This is a genomic window from Flagellimonas pelagia (assembly GCF_003584135.1).
Lineage (GTDB): Bacteria > Bacteroidota > Bacteroidia > Flavobacteriales > Flavobacteriaceae > Flagellimonas > Flagellimonas pelagia.
Genome location: NZ_QXFI01000036.1, coordinates 206,042 through 230,261 on the forward strand (window position 1 = coordinate 206,042; position 24,220 = coordinate 230,261).

Consider the following 24,220-nt stretch of genomic DNA (forward strand, 5'->3'; position numbering starts at 1 on the left):
ATGAACCTAAAGATTGCCTTGCTCCCTGGAGATGGAATTGGCCCGGAAGTGTTGGCCCAGGCAGTCAAGTGCTTACAGGCCGTAGAGGAAACCTTTAACCATACCTTTGCATACAAGGAAGCTCCCGTTGGAGCCATTGCCATAGACAAAAAAGGCACTCCCCTGCCCGAAAGCACCCTCAAACTCTGTCACGAAGCCGATGCCATTTTGTTCGGTGCCATTGGTGACCCCAAATATGATAACGATCCCGATGCCAAGGTACGACCCGAACAAGGGTTGTTACAATTACGGAAAGAACTTGGCCTATTTGCCAATATCCGACCTGTACTTTCACATCCTACCCTATTAAACAAATCCCCGCTCAAAAAGGAAATCATATCCGGGACGGATTTTGTAATCTATCGAGAGCTTACTGGTGGCATTTATTTTGGGGAGAAAAAATTGAATGAAGCAGGCACTGTTGCTTCCGACCTTTGCGAATATTCCGAAGAGGAAATCAGTCGTGTGGCCCATTTGGCCTTTAAGGCTGCAAAAGGAAGAAAAAAGAAGCTTACTTTGGTGGACAAGGCCAATGTACTTGAATCTTCAAGGCTTTGGAGGAAAGTGGTGACCCGAATCGGGGAAAGTTATCCTGAAGTTGCCTTGGACTACCTCTTTGTGGACAACGCAGCCATGCAGATTATTTTGAACCCGACCCAGTTTGATGTGATCCTGACCGAAAACATGTTCGGTGACATCCTTTCCGATGAGGGAAGTGTCATTAGCGGTTCCATTGGATTATTGGCCTCTGCCTCTGTTGGGGATGAAAATGCCCTATTTGAACCCATCCACGGATCATACCCACAAGCCAAGGGCAAGGACATTGCCAACCCTATTGCCTCCATTCTATCCGCAGCCATGCTCTTGGAACATTTTGGATTACATGAAGAAGCCATGGCGGTAAAAAAGGCGGTGGACAAATCGCTCAAAAAAGGAATGGTTACCCCTGATTTAAAGTCTAAAAGTCAATACGGGACCAACCAAGTGGGTGATTTTATCGCGCATAACATTGTGGATATTGAAGACAACTTCAATATGAACGATGAGAATATAGATTTGGGCAAGTCCACCATTATATAGCCACCACTTTTTCCCCTGTCAGTTTTTCCAAAGTTTCATCGAACTGCTGCTTGAACTGTTCAAATTTTTCGCCCGTGGCTGGGCCATTGAACCCTGTATGTATTTTTTGAACCTCCCCATTCTTGTCAATATAGATGGTTGTAGGGTACGATAAAATATGGTTGAGCATAGGCAATTTTTCGTTTGCCTTTTGTTTGTTGGAAGTGCCATACTGGGCCAACAATATCGGATAGGTCACTTCTTCGCGTTCTTTTAACCGCTTAATGCCCTCAAAGGCTTTTTCTTCTGTTTTGGCATACTCAAAGGCCAGACCAATAAATTGAACGTCGAGGTTTGGATTATTCTTTAAAAAATCCACGTAAAAACGGGTCTCATCCAAGCAATTGGTACACCAAGTTCCCATAATCTGAATAAGTACCGCCTTATCCTTAAAGCGCGAATCGGAAAGGCTCACCATTTTGCCCGTTTCATCCGGGAAGGTGAAATCCAGTTTATCGTAACCTTCCCGTAGAAAGGTGAGATTGTCCGAATCGGGAAGGTCAAAGGCCTCGTTACGGGCACCCAAAAATTCCTGTACACTATGCCTACCTGAATAGAATTTACCATCCAAGGTACTATCCGTCACTTGGGCGAGAAACAAGAACACATGGGAACCATCAAAAGCGGAAAGTTTTAGGCTATCACCGGAAACCACCCCTTCAAGATAGCGGTAATCTCCTGTTTTGGTCCGAAAGGTTCCTTTTACTTTGTTGCCATTTTGCATAAAAATGCCCTTGGCAGGGTATTCCCCGTCCGTATTTACGTTGAAGTACGTTTCCCATATTCCTGAGATGTTCACTGTGGCATCCTGCTGTACCGCAAAACGATCATGCTTTCCGTAGATGGCCCTAAACGGTACCCTACGTTCTTTGCTCTCCTCGATAAACTCCCCAGTAATATCATTTTCCGTAAAGGTCCCGGAAATGTGTCCTTCAAAAATGGGCATCCTTATGTTGATGGAATCCCCATCAAACTTGAACTCATCTACCATGACTTCTTCCTCCGCATTGTACATTTTCATGACGTAGTTTCCATCCCCATCTTTGGACAAGGTGAAATTAAAAGGCAATGACTTTCCTTCGGAGACTTCCATTTCTGCCCGCCAATCTCCCAATGCCAATTCCTTTTTCACCTCCTTCTTACAGGACGTAATCAACAGTACCACAATCAATAACAATGGCCAATTCTTTCTCATACAATGAAAGATTTTTCTTAAAAGTAGCAAAACCAATCGATAACATATCAAACCAAACGGTATACGGTCGTTATTTACGTTGAATCTGTTCCTCTATTGTTTTATATTTGTCCACTCTAAAATTGGGGTATGAAGATTTCTTACAACTGGTTGAAGCAATTTTTGCATATTGATTGGGACTCGCAAAAAACAGGCGAACTTTTAACAGATTTGGGTCTGGAAGTTGAGGGTATATCCAATTTCGAATCAGTGAAAGGCAGTTTAAAGGGTATTGTAGTAGGACATGTGCTTACTTGCGTGCAGCATCCGAACGCAGACCGACTCAAATTGACCACTGTGGACATTGGTCAGGAAACCCCGTTACAGATTGTCTGTGGTGCGCCCAATGTGGCGGCCGGACAAAAAGTGCCCGTGGCCACCATTGGCACTACCCTTTACACCAAAGAAGGTGAAGCTTGGGTCATCAAAAAGGGAAAGATTCGCGGAGAGGAAAGCCAGGGAATGATCTGTGCCGAGGATGAAATTGGGTTGGGCAGCAGCCACGATGGCATCATGGTTCTCAATGAAGAACTAAAACCAGGTACCCCTTGCTCCAAAATCTTTGATGTAGAGGATGATGAGGTGTTCGAAATAGGACTTACCCCCAACCGTGCCGATGCCATGAGCCATTTTGGCGTGGCTCGTGATCTAAAGGCGGGATTGGAACAGAAAGAGATACAAAAAGAGTTGGTCACTCCATCGACCAGTAACTTTTCCATTGATAATCGTTCCCTAAAGATTGATGTAGAGGTCAAGGACAGCCAGTTGGCACCAAGATATTGTGGGGTAACCATCAGCAACCTTATTGTTCAAGATTCCCCAGATTGGTTAAAAAACCGATTGAAGGCCATTGGCCTATCCCCCATCAACAACGTGGTGGATGTGACCAACTATGTGCTCCATGACCTGGGTCAACCTTTACACGCTTTTGATGCCTCTAAAATCAAAGGCAATAAAATAGAAGTGAAAACACTGCCTTCCGGAACCAAGTTCAAGACCCTGGACGGTGTGGAAAGGGAACTACATTCGGATGACCTAATGATCTGTGACTCCGAAAAACCCATGTGTATCGCAGGTGTTTTTGGTGGAATCAACTCTGGGGTCACGGAAAATACCTCGGCCATATTTTTGGAAAGTGCCTATTTTGACCCTATTGCCATTCGAAAAACGGCCAAAAGACACGGGCTCAATACCGATGCCTCTTTCCGTTTTGAGCGGGGCATCGATATCAACATGACAGAATATGCGCTAAAACGAGCCGCACTATTGATCAGGGAAATTGCAGGAGGCTACATCAGTTCCGAAATTGTGGACCTGTATCCTAAAAAACCGCAGGAAAGGCAAGTCTTTTTGACTTTTGATAAAATATTCAACCTGATCGGACAGGAGATTCCCAAGGATAAGATCAAATCCATTTTGTCTTCCTTGGAAATCCGCATCAATAATGTTACCGAGTCCGGCCTTGGATTGACCATTCCCACTTACCGTGTGGATGTTACCCGTGAGGTGGACGTCATCGAGGAAATTCTAAGGGTATATGGCTACAACAATATCGATTTCAAGGAAAAACTGAACGCTTCTATAGCCAAGACCTCTAGGTTTGAGAACCACAGGATCCAGGACATTATCGGCGATACTTTGGCCGCCAAGGGCTTTTATGAGATCATGACCAACAGCTTGGTTTCTTCGGATACTATTTCTTCCGAGGAAGATAGCAGTGTTGTGCAAATGTTGAACCCCCTGAGTTCGGACCTATCCGTGATGAGAACCTCCATGCTGTATTCCGGCCTTCAGACCGTGGGTTACAATCACAATAGGCAGAAAACCGATCTTAAGCTTTTTGAATTTGGCAAAACCTATCATAAGGTGGATGGTGGTCACCAAGAGAAACGTCATTTGGCGCTCTACATTTCAGGCGAGCGCAAGCAGGATTCTTGGGTCGCATCATCCAAAAAAACCGATTTTTTCTATTTAAAAGGAATTGTAGAGACGGTATTTGAACGTTTGGGTATTAAGGATGTCGAGGCACAGCCCTTACATGCAGATCATTTATCCGAAGGGCTATGCTTCGTTAAAAACAAAGCAATATTGGCTTCCTTTGGATTGGTATCCAAAAAAGAACTGAAAAAGTTCGACCTGAAACAGGAGGTTTTTTATGCCGATTTTGATTGGGATGCCATTTTGGAATCCATTACTACTCAAAATGTGACTTTTAAAGAGATTCCAAAATTCCCCGAAGTAACCCGGGATTTTGCCCTTTTGTTGGATGAATCCGTAAGTTTTCAAAAGGTTTATGACATGGCCTGGAAGACAGAGAAAAAACTCCTTAAAAAGGTCAATCTGTTTGATGTATACACAGGCAAAAACCTTCCCAAAGGGAAAAAATCATATGCGGTGAGCTTTACGTTGTTGGATGAGGAAAAAACCCTTACCGATAAGCAAATCGACAAGATCATGGGCAAACTCTTGGCCCAGTATCAAAAAGAGTTGGGAGCGGAACTTCGCTAATTACATTTGGGTGGGCAGGATCACGCTGTCAATTTCGTGAACCACATCGTCCTTGTTCAAATTAAGGTCGGCGGCGGTAATGCGTGCCGTATTGCCCATGGGGTCCGTGAGGACGATATCGTAACCATCCATGTGGGCCATTAATTTTTTACCCTGAACCGTGGTAAAGCTCGCTTTGCCATTACCCCTACACATGGCCCTTAAAATACGGCTTGCCGTCAATTGCCCTGCCACGATGTGATAGGTAAGCAAGGATTTTAGTTCACTTTTATCCTTAGCGTTGATGAGCTGGGCTATCTTTTCGCTTGAAAATCTTTCAAAAGCGGCATCGGAAGGAGCAAAAATGGTGAACGGTCCAGATTTATCAAGCAAATCTTCCAATTGTGTGGCCTTAACGGCCGCCAAAAGAATCTTGTGATTGCTGGCTTCTTCAGAATTAAAATCTAGGGATTTGGATGAGTTTTGGGCAAAAGTGGTGATGGTAAAGACCATACAGATGCCAAGTAGGATTTTGGTTATGGGGGCTTTCATTAGTGTTCTGACGATTTGGGACTTTCCTTTTTTAAAGTATGGTTATACGATTAAATACCAAAAACGTCGATAAGTTACATCATTTTAACGAATTACATGGCAGTTTTTCTGTACGGCATTTCATTTAACAAAATCTTAACATATTGAATTTTATGACATGTGTCATATTCGAGATTTCAATTGCTTAACTTTGAGAACATTGCTAAGAAAATTGATATGATGCTCCGAAGTACCAACATTGAACGTAAACTCCAACAAACCAAGGGAAAACAAAAAAGCGAATCCGTAATCTTGGCCGAGGTTCAGGAAATTTTAAGGCAGGATACCTTGAAAGAGGAAAGGATCAACCAGCAACTGAACACAAAGAACACTGCAAATACCAATGCTTTTGAGTTTGACCTTTTGGAGAGCCACAAAATTTTCCACATTGATCAAATAAAGGAAATCTGTATCGATTACCGATTACGATTTTTGAACAGCTCTTACTTCAAAGGAGAGATTCCACAAGAAGCCATTTCCAAAATAAAGCATTTGGAAAGTATCCACAATACAGAACTCAAAGGATTCAAGATCATGGCCCCTTCCAAGCTCTTCAAACTGGAAGACAAGGACGACCCCTTATTGTTTGCACCCATCGGCAACGATTATTTTTATTTGGTGCACAAATGGGGCAATGACCTTCATCCACTACGAAAATTGCTGGTATGGCCCTTCAAGAATATCGGAAACTTGGTGGTGTTGGTCCTACTGATCAGCTATTTGGTGACCTCAATGGTGCCAGATGGTCTTTTTTCAAAGAAAAACACTACGGCAGAGTTCTGGATCATTTACTTTTTTATGTTCAAATGCATTGCATCCGTGGTCATTTTCTACGGATTCGCTTTGGGGAAAAACTTTAACCCCGCCATTTGGAACAGTAAGTATTTTAACGCTTAGGCTGTAACGGCGTACATTTTTTCGCGCTGCTCCCTTATGGTTTTGTCCGACATGTAATCATCGAACGTCAAGTAACGATCAATGGTACCCTTGGGGGTAAGTTCAATGATCCTATTGGCGACAGTATGGACGAATTCGTGGTCATGAGTGGTCAATAGCACCGTTCCCTTAAAGTTTTTCAGGGAGTTGTTGAAGGCCGTGATACTCTCCAGGTCTAAGTGATTGGTAGGTTCGTCCAGCAAAAGCACATTGGCACGGATCATCATCATGCGGCTTAGCATACAACGCACTTTTTCTCCCCCGGATAAAACCGTACACTTTTTAAGTGCTTCTTCTCCACTGAAAAGCATTTTACCCAAGAATCCCCTAATGTACACTTCTTCCCTCTCCTCTTCGGTTTTGGCCCATTGACGGAGCCAATCCACCAAATTGATGTTGTCTTTAAAAAAGTCTGAATTGTCTGCTGGCAAATAGGATTGAGTAGTAGTCACCCCCCATTGATAGTTGCCACTGGTGGCCTTCGTTTTCCCAGAAATGATATCGTAAAATGCCGTAGTGGCTCTAGAGTCTTTTGATAGAATGGCCACCTTGTCCCCTTTTGCCAAATTGATGTTCACATCTTGAAACAACAAATCCCCATCATCGGAAGTGGCAGAAAGTTTCTCAATGTTCAAGATCTGGTCACCCGCTTCCCGTTCCCTTTCAAAAATGATGGCCGGGTATCTTCTGCTCGATGGTTTGATATCCTCCACCTTCAATTTATCCAACATTTTTTTACGCGATGTGGCCTGTTTGCTCTTGGCCACGTTAGCGCTGAAACGCATAATGAACTCTTGGAGCTCCTTGGCCTTTTCCTCTGCCTTTTTGTTCTGTTGGGCACGTTGGCGGGCCGCCAATTGGCTGCTCTCGTACCAGAACGAATAGTTTCCGGAATACAGATTGATCTTACCAAAGTCGATATCCGCAATATTGGTACAGACCGCATCCAAAAAGTGCCTATCGTGGGACACTACAATTACAGTATTCTCATAGTTGCCCAAAAAGTTTTCCAACCAGTTGATGGTCTCGTAATCCAAGTCGTTGGTAGGCTCGTCCATGATCAACACATCGGGATTTCCGAAAAGGGCCTGTGCCAAAAGCACCCTCACCTTTAATTTGGAATCCATGTCCGCCATGGTGGTATAGTGCAGGTCTTCGGTAATACCCAAATTAGACAGAAGGGCAGCGGCATCACTATCGGCATTCCAGCCGTTCATTTCTTCGAACTGCACCTGAAGCTCCCCTATTTTCTCGGCATTTTCATCTGTATAGTCCGCATAGAGTGCATCTATTTCCTTTTTGATCTTGAACAATGGTTTGTTCCCCATCACTACGGATTCCAACACCGAAAACTCATCATAAGCGTTGTGGTTCTGCTCCAAGATGGACATCCTTTTACCGGGTTCCAAATGCACATGTCCCGAGGTGGGATCGATCTGTCCCGAAAGAATCTTAAGAAATGTGGATTTTCCGGCACCATTGGCGCCAATGATTCCGTAACAGTTGCCATGCGTGAAGGTTACGTTCACTTCATCGAACAATACTCTTTTGCCAAACTGTACGGATAAATTGGATACTGATAACATGCAACTATGTAATTTTTGTGCAAAAGTAGCTAAAACGAATCCTTATTTCTAACATAAACCAAGTTAATTGAACGGCAGAATTGAGTACCTTAACAACATTTAACGACCCATTAACAGCGTTGACCCACCTGTATTGCTATTTTTGGTAGCCTAATGGAAGGTTCCCTGCATATGGTAAAATTTTTACTCGGCCTCACCTTACTATTTGTTTTCTCTTGTTCCGACAAAACAGAACAACAATCCACTGTATTTTTTGGGGGTGAAATCGTAAACCCCACTAGTGACTATGTGGTGCTTTACCATAATGATACTTATGTGGATTCCGTGAAGCTGGATGACAATAACCGCTTTGCGTTCCATCTTGACAGTATTGACGAAGGCCTGTACCATTTTGACCATACACCGGAACTTCAATACGTGTACCTTCAACAAGGAGACAGCCTGTTGGCCCGTCTGAACACGGTAGAGTTCGATGAATCCTTGGTGTATTCCGGCAAAGGGAGCGAGATCAATAATTTTTTGATCGAGATGTACTTGAGCAATGAAAAGGACGAACCCTTAATTCAAGATTTTTATCCACTAGACCCTGATGATTTTAGTGACAAGATGGATTCCCTTCGGGACATCAAACTGGAACATTTACACCAATTTGCCACTGACAACCAATTTTCCGACCGTGTCTTGGACATGGCCAAGGCATCCATAGACTACAGTATATACATCGCAAAGGAAAAATATCCTTTTTATCATAAGAAAAAGACCGGGGAAGTGGCCTTTCACGACCTACCTGCTTCTTTTTATGATTTTAGAAAGACGATAAATATTGACAATAAGGATTTTACCTATTTTAAGCCCTACTTTGATTACATGAAGTGGCACTTTGGGAATTTGGCCTATATGACCTGTCTCGAAAACTGTGCCACCGAGGGGCAACCCGTTAGTGATCGTTTGCATCTCAACAAACATAAATTGACTCTTGTGGATAGCATCGTGAAACAACAAGATCTCAGGGACATATTATTTCGGAACATTGCCATCGACTATTTATTGAAAGAACATAACCCCAGCGAGGAATGCCGATTGTTTATCGATAAATTCAGATCACTATCCTCCAACGAGGAACATAAGGAAGAAATCGACTTGCTCTACAAAAGCATCAAAAACCTTCAGCCCAATACTACACTTCCAAATTTGGCGCTCAAGGATGCGGACAACAATGAGGTTTCCCTTAAAGAGTTGGCCAATAGCAAAAAGAATACGGTGTTTTATTTTTGGACCGCTTCCCAAAAGAAACATTTCAGAAATGTGAACCAGCACATTACCGAGCTTGAAAAAAAATACTCCCGTTACAATTTTGTGGGTATCAACCTAAGGACCAGTTACCCCCAATGGAAAATGCTGATGGATGAGTACCACTTGGACAAGAACAAACAATTTTATGGGGAAAACTTCAAGGAAATCCAAATGGCGATGATCATCGATGGTCTTAACAAATGTGTGATTGCCAAGGACACCGTTGTCATTGACGGCTTTGCAGACCTCTACAAATCCCTGTAAATATAAAAGCCCCGAAAATTCAGGGCCTTTTCTTTTTATTTCAATCCTAAAATTTAGGAATTTCCTTTTTTGTAGTCTTCCAAAAACTTGGCCAACCCAATATCGGTAAGTGGGTGTTTCAACAAGCCTTCGATGGAGGACAATGGACCCGTCATGACATCTGCCCCAATCTTGGCACAATCGATCACATGCATGGTGTGACGGATGGATGCAGCCAAAATTTGAGTCTCAAAATCATAGTTGTCATAGATCAAGCGGATTTCGGAAATCAGGTTAAGTCCATCGGTGGAGATGTCGTCCAACCTTCCCAAAAATGGAGAAACATACGTAGCTCCCGCCTTGGCGGCCAACAAGGCTTGTCCTGGAGAAAACACCAGCGTACAATTGGTGCGGATTCCCTTGTCAGAAAAATATTTTAGGGCCTTTACCCCATCCTTGATCATCGGTATTTTCACCACGATCTGCTCGTGAAGATCGGCAAGCTCCTCCCCTTCCCTGATCATCCCCTCCAAATCGGTGGCGACCACTTCAGCAGAAACATCACCTTCCACAATGTTGCAAATGTTCACGTAGTGTTTTAGAATATTGTCCTTTCCCGTAATGCCTTCCTTGGCCATTAAGGATGGATTGGTGGTTACCCCATCAAGCACACCCAATGCTTGGGCTTCCTTAATTTGGTCAAGATTGGCGGTATCAATAAAAAATTTCATCAGTAACTGTTTATGATTCGTATTAAGAGGTATAAAACTACAACTTATAATGGTTGATCAATAGCTTTTCGTAGACTTTATCGGGCAATATGCTTTTGAGTTTCAAGGAAAACTTTTGCATAAATGCTCCAACGGGGTTGTGTACTTTGGGCTTATCCTGCTGGATGATCTTATACACCGCTTTTGCCACCTGAATTGGGTCTCCGGCACTGTCCACATCGTCATTGATGGCATTAATGGTCTGGGCGTATTTATCTTCATATGCAGAGCCATCCAGAACAGGTGCATGATACCTCCCAGCGGCAATATTAGTGGCAAAATCGCCAGGGGCGATATTGGTAACGGTTACCCCAAAATCCTTGACTTCCATGCGCAAGGCCTCGGTAATCAGGCCCAAAGCACCTTTGGTGGCAGAATAGAACCCACGATACGGCAAGCCCATATATCCGGCAATGGATGTTATATTGATGATAGTACCCCCACCCTGCTTGCGCATTTGTGGCAATACAGCCTTCATCATGTGTACGGGACCGTGGAAATTGGTATCGAAAACGTTCAGGATCTCTTCATGCGGGGTTTCCTCGATGGGCCCCGTGATACCTACTCCAGCGTTATTGATCAATACATCCAAACGACCTGCTTTGGTGATGACCTGCTTCACGGCGTTTTGGACACTATCAGTATCCTTTACGTCCAATTGGACCAACTCAAAGGCGTCAAAATCGGGGTAGTTATGGGGATTGCGGGCAGTGCCATAAACTTTGCATCCCTTGGCTGATAAAAAGGTTCCGATGGATTTTCCGATGCCGGATGAACCTCCTGTGATCAGTACAACTTTATTTTCCATGATTGCTTAAATTCTGGAAACAAAAAACGGCAAGCTACCTACATCGCACCGCTACGACCGTATACCCTTGCTGCGTTCCCACCCTGGGGGATTCTACAGGAGCTGGTCGTGTAGGACTTGCCGAATGCAAATATACGACCTTTTAAATTTGTCGCAATCCCAATTCATTCTTAATTTCGAAGTTCTAGGAACACATCGCATGAAACATGATCAGAAAACCATGGTGAAACTTTTTTCTTTAACGGGGATCCTTCTCTTCTTTTTGGCCTGCGGAGGCAATTCGGACCCTTCCAAATTCTTTTCCATTCAATTGGAAAACAAGACCCTACATCAAAATGAACAGGTTGGCGTCGCCTTAAAAAACAAGAAAGGACTCGAAATTTCCAACCTTCATTATTATATGGATGGACAGGAATTGCCGGTTGAAAACGGCAAGATTACCTTGGACCTACCTACTTTGGGAAACAAAAAATTGGTGGCCAAATTTGATTTGGAAGATCAATCCGTGGAAGTTGAAGAAGATTTGAGGCTTTTGGCTTCCACTGCTCCTGAAGTGTACACCTATGAAATCATCAATACCTATCCGCATGACACCAAGGCCTACACCCAAGGCTTGGAGTTTCATGATGGTATGCTCTATGAAAGTACCGGCAAAAAGGGTGCATCAACCGTAAGAAAAGTAAACTTTGAAACGGGCGAAGTGCTTCAAAAAATAGATCTGGACAATTCCTTGTTCGGCGAGGGCATCACCTTGATGGAAAACAGACTTTACCTACTTACATGGCAAAGTGGAATGGGCTTTGTATACGATGCCACCAATCTTGAAAAGATCAAAAGTTTTACCTATGGTGAAAGTAGACAAGGATGGGGCCTTTGCAATGATGGCAAAAAAATATTCAAGAGCGATGGTACCGAAAAAATCTGGTTCCTTGACCCTGAAACCTTAGAAGAAACAGGGCATGTGGAGACCGTTACCAACAAGTCCATCTTCAATATGGCCAACGAACTGGAGTATGTGGATGGAAAAATCTACGCCAACGTTTACCAAAAAGAGAGTATGATGATCATCGATGCCGTTTCCGGCGCCATTGAGGGGGTCATCAATTTTGGAGGTCTAAAAAGTCAGGTTAAAAAAGGTACTGAATGGGACGACACCAACTCTGTTCTGAACGGGGTAGCCTATCACCCGGAAAGGGGGACTTTCTTTGTAACCGGCAAAAACTGGGACAAGCTTTTTGAGGTCCATATCCTTAAAAAGAACTGATGCAGACCTTTTCCGAAGTTTTTGAGGTAGTGCAGGATGATCTGGACGACCTGAACCATGTGAACAACATCCGCTATGTGGAATGGATCCAGGCCATCTCCAAAAAACATTGGGAAAAAGTGACCACAGAAGACATGAGAAAAGAAATGATCTGGGTGGTACGGAACCATAGCATATCTTACCACAAGTCCGCCCTTTTGGGCGACACCATTCAGGTAAACACCTACATAGAGGGCAACAAGGGTCCCATTTCTACCAGGATCGTGGATATCAAGAAAAAAGACACGGGTGAACTCTTGGTGAGGGGTATTACTGAATGGTGCCTTTTGGATGCCAATACCTTTCGCCCTAAACGGGTACCGGAACGTGTTCAGGCCTTGTTTGCATAATCATATCCCGAATCGGGCCTACCCCCTTATTCCACTAAATTTTAAATGCGCTTCGCAATATTTTGTGTAGTTCGTCGAATTTCACCTTATCGATTCGTCTTTAAGGTCCCAAAAATTAGGAAAATACGGTCTCAAATCGTAAACTAGTATGAAACCTAAATAACAACCCACTTAAAAACCGACCAAACCTTATGCGAAAACTCTACAAATTTTGGCACGACCGACCCAACTTCCAAAGCTTTGAAGGTTAAGATCTTCATTCCGAGTACCACACAAAAATAGCTTGTTGCAAACCGACCATTTCGTTACGATTACGCATCCATTAACGAAATTTTAAGGAAAACTGTAGGAAAATCAACCAAATTAGAGAGAAACCCATAGTTTTTTTAAGGGAAAACTGCAATGAGATTTTTGTGGGCGTTAGTAACTTGCAATCAGCATTTTGCACATGGAATATACCTACAACATCATTGATTCGAACGCTACTTCCAAGCTACAGTTACAGCTTTATTTGGAAGAGTATGAAGATTTGACCTGTACCGGGGTGGCGACTAGTGCCGCTGAAGGATTGGACTCCATATTAAAGCATACGCCGGACCTTGTGCTAGTCAATTTAGGGGAAGATGGGATGGAATATTTCCAGATGGTGACCGAATTGAACCAATACATGCAAACGCTACCTATTATTATAGGTTACTCCACCACCAAAAAATATGCATATAATGCCATAAAGAGCGGTTTCTTTGATTATTGGATCCTCCCCCACAATGAATTTGACGTAAGAAAGACCATTTTACGTCTTAGGAAGAAGCATCCAAAGGATGATATTCCCTCCACCATCTGCCTTAAGTCCTATAATGATTATAGGTATTTGGACACCAAAAACATTCTTTATCTAAAATCCGACAACAATACCACGGACTTTTACATGAGGGATGGTAATGTCATCAGCGCTTTCAAGACCTTAAAATCGTTTGAGGACAAACTTCCCGAAGGATTCATCAGGATCCACCAAAGCTATATTTTGAACAGCAGGTATGTTTCACGGATCAATTATGGCAAATCCATTTGCACCTTGAGCCATGACCGCGAAGAGGAGCTCCCCTTCTCCAAGACCTATAAGGACAAAATAGACACCTTAAAGGAAATGCTCTCCAAAACGGCCGTAAAGGCACTCAATTAGCAAAATTCTAGCAGAATCCCGCAAAATTCTAACAGATTTCCATACTTCACTAAAGTCATGTTAGTTGGGGCAATATCCGTATTGTGCTTAAATATCTTAGCCTCGTAAACCAATTTAAACACCCCCTAAAACTAACATTATGAGAAAAGTAGTAAGTATTTTGGCACTGGCATTATTGACCGTTGGATTCTATTCTTGTGAAGCCGATACCGATGTGCAGGACACCGAAGCAACTTTTAAACAATTGAAAGTAGATCAGAGCGCAACAGATGGAGAAGAAACTGTTAGCGATGGTCGAGGAGATGACAACAACTAAAAAATATAGTTTAAAGTTACTGCTGCAATGATTAATTCTTCTAGGTCCTTCTTATACCTTATTATACTCGGTGGACTTTTTGTCCATAATAGGGATAAACCTTCAAGAACCAATAGCTCAACTGAATTGGAAAATTCCGTGATCTCATCATATACCGAGCGGGTAAACCTTGGTATTATTAATGATAGTTTAAAGAGATTAGAGCAAAGTGCCGGAGATGGCAGAGAATTGTAGTTTTTAAACAGATTAAGACTTAGCCCCATACTATATAGTTTGGGGCTTTTTTGTTACTTTGGATATATTAACACTGGTCATATTTGAAATTTAAGCCTCTAATACTGTCATTGCTTCTGTTTTGGGGATGTACCCATAAGACAAACGAAAGTACATCTGCATCAAATCCTGATTTGGATTCTATACAGAAATGGTTGAAAATAGCCAAAAATGGGAAGGAACTTTCTTTGGAAAACCGAAAACAGTATTTGGATGATGCAAAGAAGAAAATTTATACCTTATCAAACGACACTTTAAAGTTAGAGCAGCTTTCCGACATATCCTTGGTTTATAAAACGCTGAAAGACTCTTTAGAGTTTCGCCAGGTCAATCGACAAGTCTTGGAATTGGCCCAAAAATCAAATGATTTTAAAAATATTGGCTTTTCCCACTGGGATCTAGGTGATTTTTTACAAGATCATAGTGTTTTGGACAGTGCCTTTTATTATTACAGGAGAGCATTGACCAGTTTTGAACGTTTACCTGCGGATTCCACATCCAAGTCTTTAAGAGCCAGGATGCTTTATAGCATGGGAAGAATTCAAGATTCTTATAAAGATTATCTTGGAGCCGAAGCCAGCATTTCTTCAGCCCTAAAGATATTTGACGAGCTTGGCGATACCAAAAGAATCCATAATTGTTATAACGTACTTGGAGTAGTTGCTATTGGTATGGGCGATAGCCAAAAATCACTCGAATATTACAAAAAAGCCGGTGAGTACTTGAACAATTCAGGTTCATCCAACAATCGTCTCAGCTGGATCAATCAAAACAATATAGCCAGCGCCTTTTTGAATATGGACGATTATCAAAGAGCGATAAAATCTTATAGGGAACTACTATCGGACCAAACATTTAAGGAAAAAGATCCCGATCTTTATACAAAGGTGATATCGGGGCTCGCCTACTCAATGTTCAAATCAGGAGTTAATCAAGAAAATGTGGAAAGTCTTCTACAAGAGGCGATTATGGTCAATAGCCAACAAGGAAAAGAATACGACCTCGCCCGTCCCAAACAATACTATGCCGAAGTATTGGCAGCCAAGGGAGATACTTCACAAGCCATCCAATTAGCCCAGGAATCGTATGCCATTGCCAAGGAAACCTATAACAATGACCGTTCCTTAGAGGCCTTGATGTTATTGACCAAATTGGACCCTGCGAATGGTTCCACCTATGCAGATGACTATTACAAGCTAAACGAAACCATCAAAGAAGAGGAGCGTACCAAAAGGGACAAGTTTGCCCGTATTCGCATGGAAACGGATGAAATAATTGAAAAGAACGAAATCCTGACCCAAGAAAAACAAGTATGGGTCGGTGCCGCCTTTGCGTTAATTCTTTTCGGTACAGCATTTTTGATCATCGTTACCCTTTACATCAACAACAACCGGCTCAAGTTCAGGCAAAAACAGCAGGAGAGCAACCAAGAAATCTACAACCTGATGCTTTCCCAGCAGGGCAAGTTTGAAGAAGGCAAGCAACTGGAACAAAAGCGTATTTCCGAAGAACTCCACGATGGCATTTTAGGCGAAATGTTAGGTATACGACTCATTTTGAGTGGTTTGAATGAGCGTGAAGACCCAGCATCCATTGCCCAACGTGCGGAACTCATTGAAAAATTACGGGAGGTAGAGGAAGAGATCAGGACCATTTCCCATGAGCTCAACAATGCCTCTTATGAAAAATTTCATAATTTTATTGTATCGTTGGAAGACTTGATCGATGGTATCCAAACCTCTTCCGGCATATCATGTTCCTTTACATTCGATGATAAGGTAAGTTGGGACAATTTGTTGGGCGATATTAAGATCAATGCCTACAGGATCGTCCAAGAAGCCCTTAAAAACTGTGTCAAACACGCTAAAAGCCAGCATGTTGATATTTCCTTTGAATCCTTTGGGAAAAACTTGAAGCTGACCATCGTAGATGACGGGGTCGGTTTTGAGGTGAACAAGGGAAAACGTGGAATAGGGTTGCGCAACATTATTTCACGATCAAAAAAAATACATGCCAAGCTGGATATTGATAGTAAAAAAGGAAAAGGAACTACCATAACAGTGACCATTCCTGCCATCTACATAGATTCGGACGTGGTGGAACGCAAAGAAGTATTGAACACCTAAATCTTGCAACAAAAGAACTAAAATGGAAACGCTTAGAATATTAGCCATAGATGACCACGAAATGACCATGCTCGGCTACAAGTTCATACTTGAGGGCATTGAACTAGAGGGGTACCATATTATTGTGGATACGGCCACCACCTACGACGCCGGAAAAAAACTCATTGAAGATTCCGTACACTCGTTCAAATACGATATCCTCTTTTTGGACGTGCAATTGTTCGCGCCCAACGAGGAACAACCGTATACCGGGGAGGATCTGGGAATCCTGGCCCGAAAAATAGTACCGGAAAGCAAGATCGTATTCATGTCCTCCTTTAGCGACAACTATAGGATCAACAGTATTTTAAAGTCCGTAGATCCAGATGGCTATTTAGTAAAGACAGACATCGATCCAAGAACTTTGGAGGATGCCGTAAAAACCATCATATCCAACCCACCCTACTATTCGTCCAAGGCACTTTCTGCCATCCGTAAAAAAATGGCCAATGATATAGAACTGGACGAGAAGGACAAACAAATTTTGTTCCACCTCTCCAAGGGTACCAAGAACAAGGATCTCGAAAAATATATCCGGTTATCTCCCTCTTCCATCGAAAACAGAAAACGACATTTAAAAACCCTCTTCGGCACCGAAAATGAGAATGATCTGGCCTTGATCTTGGCAGCAAAAAATAGAGGCTTTATTTAGCCTTAATAGCGACAAGTACCTACTTAAGCCAGTTTTGGCAATTGTTTTTGGACTTTCACTGAGCTAAAATCCTTACAATTAAGGAAAACCCATAGAATTTTTAAGGATTTTCTGTAATCCCATCAAAAAGATTCATCCTAATTTTAAGGTGAAGAGAAAATTACAACCCACAAAAACATGTCGTTCCCAAAAAAAACTAACACCAATTATCGTAATAGCGGCGCAAAAGTCTTTGAGGCCGCTAACGGACTGGACGATTTCCTAAAAACCCTGGAAAAGGATTTTTTTGCAACAGCCAAAGTCCAATGTAAATTCAACAATCTTGAGAACAGGGCCGATTTAATCATTGACCTATACCTCAACTTTGGGTTGATGGATTGCCTTAGACATTTTAATAATGGAGATTGGGGAGGTTTGGCCTTTTCTGAGGAGAGCCAGACAAATATGTCATCATCGGCAGAAAAAGCCCTTAAAAAATTAAACGCCTTGAACAGTCATTCCCTAGATATTTTGGAGCTTTCCCTTCATTTTAAGGAAACCTCCATCATTATCTCAAGATTGCATGACCAAAGTATACCCAAACAATTGGGCAATATTATATCCAGTGTTGGAGAACATTTTGTGTACTTTACCAAAGGGTTGACCGAAATGCCATATGAAATCTTCGTTCCTGTTTTTGAGGACACCATGTTGGAACATTCCCAATCCAAAATGGGTCAATGTGGATACCTAGATTATTGGGGACTGTATTTTGAAGACCAGGCCCAACACCAAGCGATGATCTATTCCTTAAAAAACAAAAAATTGGAACAAGAAGACCTATTCCTATTCGAATAAAAAGTACTTACAAGTAAATACTAAGCACTGAACAAAGGTCGCGATTTCATCAAATCGTTGACCTTTTGTTTTATCTGTCCTATTTTCTTTTCATTTTCGGGGTCCATGATCACCTCATCGATAAATCCGACAATGGTCTCCATATCCGCTTCCTTAAGTCCCCTGGTGGTAATGGCCGGCGTACCGAAACGTATGCCAGAGGTAATGAAAGGCGATTGGGTATCAAAAGGTACCATATTCTTGTTGGCCGTGATGGCGGCATGCTCCAAGACCTTTTCCGCATCTTTTCCAGTAATGTTCTTATTTCTTAAGTCGATAAGCATCATATGGTTGTCCGTACCGCCCGAAATTACTTTGTAATCAAGGGACATGAATGCCTTGGCCATGGCCGCAGCATTTTTCTTCACCTGTATCATGTAGTGTAGGAAGTCATCCGAAAGCGCTTCTCCAAAAGCTACTGCCTTGGCAGCAATGATATGCTCCAACGGGCCACCTTGATTTCCTGGAAAAACGGCAAGGTCCAAAAGAGCGGACATTTTTCTTAACTCTCCGCTTTTTAGTTTGATACCGAAGGGGTTGTCAAAATTTTCACCCATCAAGATCAAACCTCCTCGGGGACCTCTCAACGTCTTATGGGTTGTGGTGGTCACAATATGGCAATGCGGAATGGGATCGTTCAGGATTCCCTTGGCAATAAGTCCCGCAGGGTGAGAGATATCCGCGACCAAAATGGCTCCGACACTATCGGCAATCTCACGGAAACGTTTAAAATCCATGTCCCTAGAATAGGCAGAAGCTCCGGCAATGATCAATTTCGGTTTTTCCTTATCAGCAACTTCTTGGATCTTGTCGTAGTTCAAGGTTCCGGTTTCTTCATCAACACCATAAAACACAGGGTTGTACAACTTACCGGAGAAATTCACAGGGGATCCATGGGTCAAATGTCCTCCATGTGACAGATCAAAGCCTAAAATGGTATCTCCTGGCTGCAAACAGGCATGGTACACCGAAGCGTTGGCCTGAGATCCGGAATGGGGCTGCACATTGGCATATACCGCACCGAACAATTCTTTGGCACGATCAATGGCCAGTTGTTCCACTTGATCCACGACCTCGCAACCACCATAGTAGCGTTTTCCAGGATAGCCCTCGGCATATTTGTTGGTCAAGACGGAACCTGCGGCTTCCATCACCTGTGGACTGGTAAAGTTTTCCGAAGCTATCAGTTCTATACCTTCAATCTGTCTCTCCCTTTCTTGTGCTATCAAATCAAAAATCGCTTGGTCTCGTTGCATTGCCTATTATTTTTAATAAGCGGTAAAATTACAAATTGAAAGGGGATTACATCCTAAAAAATGCGCAATGACCATCAAATTTATCAAACGGCAATTAACAATTTTCACCCTTTTTGAAAATGCCTCAAAACGCTCATTTTTAAGCTTTTCACCGAAAATATACTACCATTCATCCTTTTTCGTTAATAAGATGTGGTTTTTTGGCATAGCTCTTGAACCCGCCTAAGTAACCAGTAAAATCGACGACCATGAAAAAAGTTCTACTCTTAACCACAATTGTACTGCTTGCCGCCTGTGGAGGTGTCAAGAAAACCCAAGAGGCCCTAAATACCGGAAATTATGTTACCGCTATGAACAAGGCCATTAAAAACTTGTCGGAAAACAAAACCAAAAAAGGTAATCAGGAATATATTACCCTTTTGGAGGAAGCCTTTGCCAAAAACACCGAAAGGGAGCAACAGGAAATCGCTTTCTTGCAAAATGATGGCAATCCTGCCAATTTGGAAACCATTTATAATAAGTATTTGCAGTTGAAGCAGATACAAGAAAGGATCAAACCACTGCTTCCACTCCGTATCAACGATGAAGGAAGAAATGCTAAGTTCAATTTTGTGAACTATGACAACAAGATCTTGGCCACCAAGGATGATCTTTCCGAGCATCTTTACGAAAATGCCTCCAGCTTATTGGCCAATGCCAAATACAAGGCAGATTTTCGGGCCGCGTACGATGATTTGAAATACCTACAGGAAATCAATCCTGGGTACAAGGAAACCGTTGCCAAAATGGACGAAGCCTATAACAAGGGGTTGGAATATGTCCGAGTGGATATTGCCAACCAAACCGAGCAAATAATTCCAGAACGTTTGGAAAGCGAGCTTCTGGATTTTAATGCTTTCGGCATTGACAATTTTTGGTTGCAATACCACACCAACCCATTGGCCAATGTAAAATATGATTATGCCATGAACCTGGATTTCATGGAAATCAATGTCTCTCCTGAGCGTGTAAACGAAACCCAAATCATCAAGGAGAAACAGATCAAGGATGGCTGGGAATATCTGTTGGACACTAACGGAAATGTAGTGAAGGACAGTTTGGGCAACAAGATCAAAGTAGACAAGATGCGCACCGTTACCTGTAAGTTTTTCCAATTCACCCAAACCAAAAGTGCCCAAATTGGGGCAAAGGTTCGGTTCACCGATTTGAACAGCGGACAGGAAATAAACGCCTACCCCCTATCCAGTCAATTTGTGTTCGAGCATGTATTTGCCAATTACCAAGGGGATAAAAGAGCTTTGGAAGATGATCTTTTGGTCTTTCTAAATGCCAGGGAGGTTCCCTTTCCATCCAACGAACAAATGGTGTACGATGCCGGTGAAGACCTCAAGGCGAGACTGAAGGGCATTGTCTCAAAATATCAATTCAATTAAAATGGGCCCTGATGAAGATCAGGGCTTTTTTATAGTTTTTGTTTCAAATCGGTATCGGCAATCGCCCCGTGCGAAGTATGGAATGTCACTTCCCCATTCTTAACGACCAACAACTGTGGGGATTCGTGCCTTACCCCGAACTTTTGGGCAATTTCATTGGAAATGTCCCTGTGGTGTTGAATGGTCAAAAAATATAGGTCACAATCCGTGTCCAAATCATATGAATTGGTAAACATGTTCAACACCATACTACTGATTCCACACGTGCTGGAGTGTTTGTAAATTACCTGAGTTTTATCCTTTGATTTCCCTGAAATCACATCCAATTGCGCCAATTCCTCCAATTCTATCCAAGGTAACTGCTTATTCTCACGCCCTTGTTTTTCCTTCTTTCCGAAGACACTGTCAAATATTCCCATGCTGCAAATTTAGTTCATAGGTCGTAGTACTTCCAAAAGCTTACAACTGACGAAATGTCCTTTATTTTCAATATTCTTCGGACATTTTGACTGTAATGTGTTGCTGGTAGGATTCTTGTCATTACAGAGGAAAACAACGACTATGAACTTTAATAATTTTACCATAAAATCACAGGAAGCCATTCAACGGGCCCAGCAATTGGCCCAAGAATTAGGGCATCAACAAATTGAGAACGAACACCTTTTCAAAGCCATTGCAGAGGTCGATGAAAACGTACTACCCTTCATTTTGAAGAAATTGAACGTGAACGTAACCCTTCTGAACCAAATTTTGGACAAGGAGCTCCAGAGCTTTGCCAAGGTTTCTGGAGGGGAGATCATGCTCTCAAGAGAAGCGGGCAAAACCGTGAACGAAGCCAGTATCATTGCCAAGAACATGGGTGATGAGTTCGTCTCCTTGGAGCATTTGTTATTGGCCATCTTCAAATCAAAAAGCAAGGTCTCCCAAATCCTCAAAGATCAAGGCGTAACCGAAAAAGATTTGACGGCCGCTATCCAAGAATTGCGCAAAGGTGGCAAGGTGACCTCACAAAGTGCCGAGGAAACTTATAACTCTCTGGACAAATACGCCAAGAACCTGAACCAATTGGCTGATAGTGGCAAATTGGACCCCGTCATCGGAAGGGACGAGGAAATCAGAAGGGTTCTTCAGATTTTGTCCAGACGGACCAAGAACAACCCCATGTTGGTGGGTGAACCCGGTGTAGGTAAGACCGCCATCGCAGAAGGGTTGGCACACCGGATCGTGCAAGGAGACGTTCCTGAAAACTTGAAAGACAAAATCATTTACTCCTTGGATATGGGGGCCTTGATTGCGGGCGCCAAATACAAAGGGGAATTTGAAGAGCGACTCAAAGCCGTAATCAAAGAAGTAACCTCATCGGATGGCAATATTGTATTGTTCATTGATGAGATCCATACCTTGGTCGGTGCAGGAGGCGGTCAGGGTGCCATGGATGCCGCAAACATCCTCAAACCCGCTTTGGCAAGAGGTGAACTCCGTGCCATTGGTGCCACTACCTTGGACGAATACCAAAAATACTTTGAGAAAGACAAAGCATTGGAGCGTCGATTTCAAAAAGTAATGGTGGATGAACCCGATACCGAAAGTGCCATTTCCATCCTAAGGGGTATCAAAGAAAAATATGAGGCACACCACAAGGTCCGCATCAAAGATGAGGCGGTGATTGGTGCCGTAGAATTGTCACAACGCTATATCACTAACCGTTTCTTGCCCGATAAGGCCATTGACCTTATGGACGAGGCCGCTTCCAAACTTCGGATGGAAATCAACTCCAAACCGGAAGAATTGGATGTATTGGACAGAAAAATCATGCAGTTGGAGATTGAGATCGAGGCCATCAAAAGGGAAAACGACAAGGCCAAATTACAGACCTTGAACTTAGACTTGGCCAATCTCAAAGAAGAACGAAACGAGATCTTTGCCAAATGGGAAAGTGAAAAAACCGTGGTGGACAACATCCAAAAGACCAAGGAAGATATTGAAAACTTCAAACTGGAAGCCGAACGCGCCGAACGTAACGGAGATTATGGAAAAGTGGCCGAGTTACGATATGGCAAAATCAAAGAAGCCCAGGAAAAACTGGACAAATTAGAAGATGAGCTTGCTAAACAGCAAACCGCAGGCACTTTGATCAAAGAAGAGGTAACCTATGAAGATATTGCCGAAGTGGTCGCCAAATGGACCGGAATCCCCGTGACCAAAATGATGCAGAGCGAGCGTGAAAAACTATTGAAGTTGGAAGATGTGCTCCATCAACGGGTGGTCGGTCAGGATGAGGCCATTACAGCTGTTTCCGATGCCATAAGAAGGAGCCGTGCCGGTTTGCAGGACGAGAAGAAACCTATTGGTTCCTTCCTTTTCTTGGGAACCACCGGTGTGGGTAAAACGGAATTGGCCAAAACCTTGGCTGCCTATCTGTTCGATGATGAAAATGCCATCACCCGAATCGACATGAGCGAATACCAAGAGCGTCACTCCGTGAGCCGTTTAGTGGGTGCACCTCCAGGATATGTAGGGTATGACGAAGGAGGTCAGTTGACCGAAGCTGTGCGTAGGAAGCCCTATTCCGTGGTGCTTTTGGATGAGATAGAAAAGGCCCACCCTGACACCTTTAATATTCTTTTGCAAGTGTTGGATGAAGGCAGGCTGACGGACAACAAGGGTCGCTTGGCCGATTTCAAAAACTCCATCATCATTATGACGAGTAACATGGGAAGCGATATCATTCAGGAGAAATTTGAAAATGCCATCGATTTGGAAAGTGCTTCGGAAGCCGCTCGGGTAGAAGTTTTAGGATTGCTGCGCAAAACCATCCGACCCGAGTTTTTGAACCGTATCGACGACATCATCATGTTCGCCCCATTGAACAAAAAGGACATCAAGGATATTGTGGGACTTCAGTTGAACGGATTAAAGAAAATGTTGGCCAAACAGCACATCACTTTGGATGCGACCCAAGATGCCATCAACTATCTGGCAGAAAAGGGATACGACCCCCAGTATGGTGCGAGACCGGTAAAACGTTTGATCCAAAAAGAGGTGCTTAACAACCTATCCAAAGAGTTGTTGGCCGGTAAGATCCAATCGGACAGTATTGTGTTATTGGATTCGTTCGATGACGAACTGGTATTCAGAAATCAGGATGAGTTGATTCAGAAATAATTAATTACATACACTACAAGGCGAAACCTTCCCTAAGCGATTGGGGAAGGTTTTTGTTTACTATCAATCCAAATTTGTTGGATATCAAAATCGGACTAGGTCTTTACATTTAAATCCTTATTTTAGCTAGCGACACATATTT

The 24,220-nt window shown here is 42.9% G+C and carries 20 protein-coding genes and 1 other RNA gene; 13 read left to right on the top strand and 8 right to left on the bottom strand.

The window, feature by feature from the left end; genetic code table 11:
• Positions 1–1,119: a 3-isopropylmalate dehydrogenase gene (gene leuB / locus D2V05_RS17935; protein WP_119648883.1), complete on the top strand. Its 1,119-nt coding sequence runs from the start codon at positions 1–3 to the stop codon at positions 1,117–1,119.
• Here leuB and D2V05_RS17940 read toward each other — a convergent pair.
• A complete protein-coding gene (locus tag D2V05_RS17940; protein ID WP_119648884.1) occupies positions 1,112–2,353 on the bottom strand; it encodes a peroxiredoxin family protein in 1,242 nt (413 codons plus the stop codon). The genes leuB and D2V05_RS17940 overlap by 8 nt on opposite strands.
• Positions 2,354–2,482: 129 nt before the next feature.
• Here D2V05_RS17940 and pheT point away from each other — a divergent pair, with 129 nt between their 5' ends.
• Positions 2,483–4,900 (top strand): phenylalanine--tRNA ligase subunit beta, encoded by a 2,418-nt coding sequence (gene pheT, locus D2V05_RS17945; protein ID WP_119648885.1) that lies wholly within the window; start codon positions 2,483–2,485, stop codon positions 4,898–4,900.
• Here pheT and D2V05_RS17950 read toward each other — a convergent pair whose 3' ends face one another.
• Positions 4,901–5,431, bottom strand: coding sequence for a fasciclin domain-containing protein (locus D2V05_RS17950; RefSeq protein ID WP_119648886.1), 531 nt, complete (start codon positions 5,429–5,431; stop codon positions 4,901–4,903).
• 216 nt (positions 5,432–5,647) lie between these two features.
• Here D2V05_RS17950 and D2V05_RS17955 point away from each other — a divergent pair, with 216 nt between their 5' ends.
• A complete protein-coding gene (locus D2V05_RS17955) occupies positions 5,648–6,367 on the top strand; it encodes a hypothetical protein (RefSeq protein WP_119648887.1) in 720 nt (239 codons plus the stop codon).
• On the opposite strand, the gene D2V05_RS17960 is transcribed toward D2V05_RS17955, so the two are convergent.
• Positions 6,364–7,992, bottom strand: coding sequence for an ABC-F family ATP-binding cassette domain-containing protein (locus D2V05_RS17960; protein WP_119648888.1), 1,629 nt, complete (start codon positions 7,990–7,992; stop codon positions 6,364–6,366). The two genes, D2V05_RS17955 and D2V05_RS17960, sit on opposite strands and share 4 nt — an antisense overlap.
• Positions 7,993–8,163: 171 nt before the next feature.
• Here D2V05_RS17960 and D2V05_RS17965 point away from each other — a divergent pair, with 171 nt between their 5' ends.
• Positions 8,164–9,549, top strand: a complete 1,386-nt coding sequence (locus D2V05_RS17965) for a TlpA family protein disulfide reductase (RefSeq protein ID WP_235855491.1) — start codon at positions 8,164–8,166, stop codon at positions 9,547–9,549.
• A gap of 53 nt (positions 9,550–9,602) precedes the next feature.
• On the opposite strand, the gene fsa is transcribed toward D2V05_RS17965, so the two are convergent.
• The 3 genes from fsa to ffs all read right to left on the bottom strand — a co-directional run bounded on the left by fsa (position 9,603) and on the right by ffs (position 11,229).
• A complete protein-coding gene (gene fsa / locus D2V05_RS17970; RefSeq protein WP_119648890.1) occupies positions 9,603–10,259 on the bottom strand; it encodes a fructose-6-phosphate aldolase in 657 nt (218 codons plus the stop codon).
• A gap of 37 nt (positions 10,260–10,296) precedes the next feature.
• Positions 10,297–11,106: an SDR family oxidoreductase gene (locus tag D2V05_RS17975; protein WP_119648891.1), complete on the bottom strand. Its 810-nt coding sequence runs from the start codon at positions 11,104–11,106 to the stop codon at positions 10,297–10,299.
• A 24-nt stretch (positions 11,107–11,130) separates the two neighbouring features.
• Positions 11,131–11,229, bottom strand: an RNA gene (gene ffs / locus D2V05_RS17980) — signal recognition particle sRNA small type.
• Positions 11,230–11,305: 76 nt separating this feature from the next.
• On the opposite strand from ffs, the gene D2V05_RS17985 reads away from it, so the two are divergent.
• The 7 genes from D2V05_RS17985 to D2V05_RS18010 all read left to right on the top strand — a co-directional run bounded on the left by D2V05_RS17985 (position 11,306) and on the right by D2V05_RS18010 (position 18,185).
• Complete coding sequence (locus tag D2V05_RS17985) at positions 11,306–12,370, top strand: glutaminyl-peptide cyclotransferase (protein WP_235855492.1); 1,065 nt, start codon at positions 11,306–11,308, stop codon at positions 12,368–12,370.
• Positions 12,370–12,759 (top strand): acyl-CoA thioesterase, encoded by a 390-nt coding sequence (locus tag D2V05_RS17990; protein WP_119648892.1) that lies wholly within the window; start codon positions 12,370–12,372, stop codon positions 12,757–12,759. The genes D2V05_RS17985 and D2V05_RS17990 overlap by 1 nt, the downstream gene beginning before the upstream one ends.
• A 448-nt stretch (positions 12,760–13,207) precedes the next feature.
• On the top strand, positions 13,208–13,942 hold the full coding sequence (locus tag D2V05_RS17995) for a LytR/AlgR family response regulator transcription factor (RefSeq protein ID WP_119641362.1): 735 nt from the start codon (positions 13,208–13,210) through the stop codon (positions 13,940–13,942).
• A 139-nt stretch (positions 13,943–14,081) separates the two neighbouring features.
• Positions 14,082–14,258, top strand: a complete 177-nt coding sequence (locus tag D2V05_RS19745) for a hypothetical protein (protein WP_183114859.1) — start codon at positions 14,082–14,084, stop codon at positions 14,256–14,258.
• A 428-nt stretch (positions 14,259–14,686) separates the two neighbouring features.
• Positions 14,687–16,657 carry a tetratricopeptide repeat-containing sensor histidine kinase gene (locus D2V05_RS18000; RefSeq protein WP_147378308.1) on the top strand — a complete coding sequence of 657 codons (1,971 nt, stop codon included), beginning with the start codon at positions 14,687–14,689 and terminating at the stop codon, positions 16,655–16,657.
• Positions 16,658–16,679: 22 nt separating this feature from the next.
• Positions 16,680–17,348: a response regulator transcription factor gene (locus D2V05_RS18005; protein WP_119648894.1), complete on the top strand. Its 669-nt coding sequence runs from the start codon at positions 16,680–16,682 to the stop codon at positions 17,346–17,348.
• Between the two features lie 177 nt (positions 17,349–17,525).
• A complete protein-coding gene (locus D2V05_RS18010; RefSeq protein WP_119648895.1) occupies positions 17,526–18,185 on the top strand; it encodes a hypothetical protein in 660 nt (219 codons plus the stop codon).
• A 20-nt stretch (positions 18,186–18,205) separates the two neighbouring features.
• Here the strand turns inward: D2V05_RS18010 and glyA are convergent, their stop codons facing one another.
• Positions 18,206–19,480, bottom strand: a complete 1,275-nt coding sequence (gene glyA / locus D2V05_RS18015; protein ID WP_119648896.1) for a serine hydroxymethyltransferase — start codon at positions 19,478–19,480, stop codon at positions 18,206–18,208.
• Between the two features lie 248 nt (positions 19,481–19,728).
• Between glyA and D2V05_RS18020 the strand changes: the two genes are divergently transcribed.
• Positions 19,729–20,913, top strand: coding sequence for a hypothetical protein (locus tag D2V05_RS18020; RefSeq protein ID WP_119648897.1), 1,185 nt, complete (start codon positions 19,729–19,731; stop codon positions 20,911–20,913).
• Between the two features lie 29 nt (positions 20,914–20,942).
• Here D2V05_RS18020 and ytxJ read toward each other — a convergent pair whose 3' ends face one another.
• On the bottom strand, positions 20,943–21,332 hold the full coding sequence (gene ytxJ, locus D2V05_RS18025; RefSeq protein ID WP_119648898.1) for a bacillithiol system redox-active protein YtxJ: 390 nt from the start codon (positions 21,330–21,332) through the stop codon (positions 20,943–20,945).
• Between the two features lie 142 nt (positions 21,333–21,474).
• On the opposite strand from ytxJ, the gene clpB reads away from it, so the two are divergent.
• The gene (clpB, locus tag D2V05_RS18030) at positions 21,475–24,078 is read left to right on the top strand and encodes an ATP-dependent chaperone ClpB (protein ID WP_119648899.1); all 2,604 of its coding nucleotides are present in this window, start codon (positions 21,475–21,477) and stop codon (positions 24,076–24,078) included.
• Positions 24,079–24,220 lie beyond the last annotated feature (142 nt).

Bases quoted from the DNA above. Each gene is read 5' to 3' on its own strand.
- leuB (WP_119648883.1), top strand. From the start codon at position 1: ATGAACCTAAAGATTGCCTTGCTCCCTGGAGATGGAATTGGCCCGGAA.
- D2V05_RS17940 (WP_119648884.1), bottom strand. From the start codon at position 2,353: ATGAGAAAGAATTGGCCATTGTTATTGATTGTGGTACTGTTGATTACG.
- pheT (WP_119648885.1), top strand. From the start codon at position 2,483: ATGAAGATTTCTTACAACTGGTTGAAGCAATTTTTGCATATTGATTGG.
- D2V05_RS17950 (WP_119648886.1), bottom strand. From the start codon at position 5,431: ATGAAAGCCCCCATAACCAAAATCCTACTTGGCATCTGTATGGTCTTT.
- D2V05_RS17955 (WP_119648887.1), top strand. From the start codon at position 5,648: ATGATGCTCCGAAGTACCAACATTGAACGTAAACTCCAACAAACCAAG.
- D2V05_RS17960 (WP_119648888.1), bottom strand. From the start codon at position 7,992: ATGTTATCAGTATCCAATTTATCCGTACAGTTTGGCAAAAGAGTATTG.
- D2V05_RS17965 (WP_235855491.1), top strand. From the start codon at position 8,164: ATGGTAAAATTTTTACTCGGCCTCACCTTACTATTTGTTTTCTCTTGT.
- fsa (WP_119648890.1), bottom strand. From the start codon at position 10,259: ATGAAATTTTTTATTGATACCGCCAATCTTGACCAAATTAAGGAAGCC.
- D2V05_RS17975 (WP_119648891.1), bottom strand. From the start codon at position 11,106: ATGGAAAATAAAGTTGTACTGATCACAGGAGGTTCATCCGGCATCGGA.
- D2V05_RS17985 (WP_235855492.1), top strand. From the start codon at position 11,306: ATGAAACATGATCAGAAAACCATGGTGAAACTTTTTTCTTTAACGGGG.
- D2V05_RS17990 (WP_119648892.1), top strand. From the start codon at position 12,370: ATGCAGACCTTTTCCGAAGTTTTTGAGGTAGTGCAGGATGATCTGGAC.
- D2V05_RS17995 (WP_119641362.1), top strand. From the start codon at position 13,208: ATGGAATATACCTACAACATCATTGATTCGAACGCTACTTCCAAGCTA.
- D2V05_RS19745 (WP_183114859.1), top strand. From the start codon at position 14,082: ATGAGAAAAGTAGTAAGTATTTTGGCACTGGCATTATTGACCGTTGGA.
- D2V05_RS18005 (WP_119648894.1), top strand. From the start codon at position 16,680: ATGGAAACGCTTAGAATATTAGCCATAGATGACCACGAAATGACCATG.
- D2V05_RS18010 (WP_119648895.1), top strand. From the start codon at position 17,526: ATGTCGTTCCCAAAAAAAACTAACACCAATTATCGTAATAGCGGCGCA.
- glyA (WP_119648896.1), bottom strand. From the start codon at position 19,480: ATGCAACGAGACCAAGCGATTTTTGATTTGATAGCACAAGAAAGGGAG.
- D2V05_RS18020 (WP_119648897.1), top strand. From the start codon at position 19,729: ATGAAAAAAGTTCTACTCTTAACCACAATTGTACTGCTTGCCGCCTGT.
- ytxJ (WP_119648898.1), bottom strand. From the start codon at position 21,332: ATGGGAATATTTGACAGTGTCTTCGGAAAGAAGGAAAAACAAGGGCGT.
- clpB (WP_119648899.1), top strand. From the start codon at position 21,475: ATGAACTTTAATAATTTTACCATAAAATCACAGGAAGCCATTCAACGG.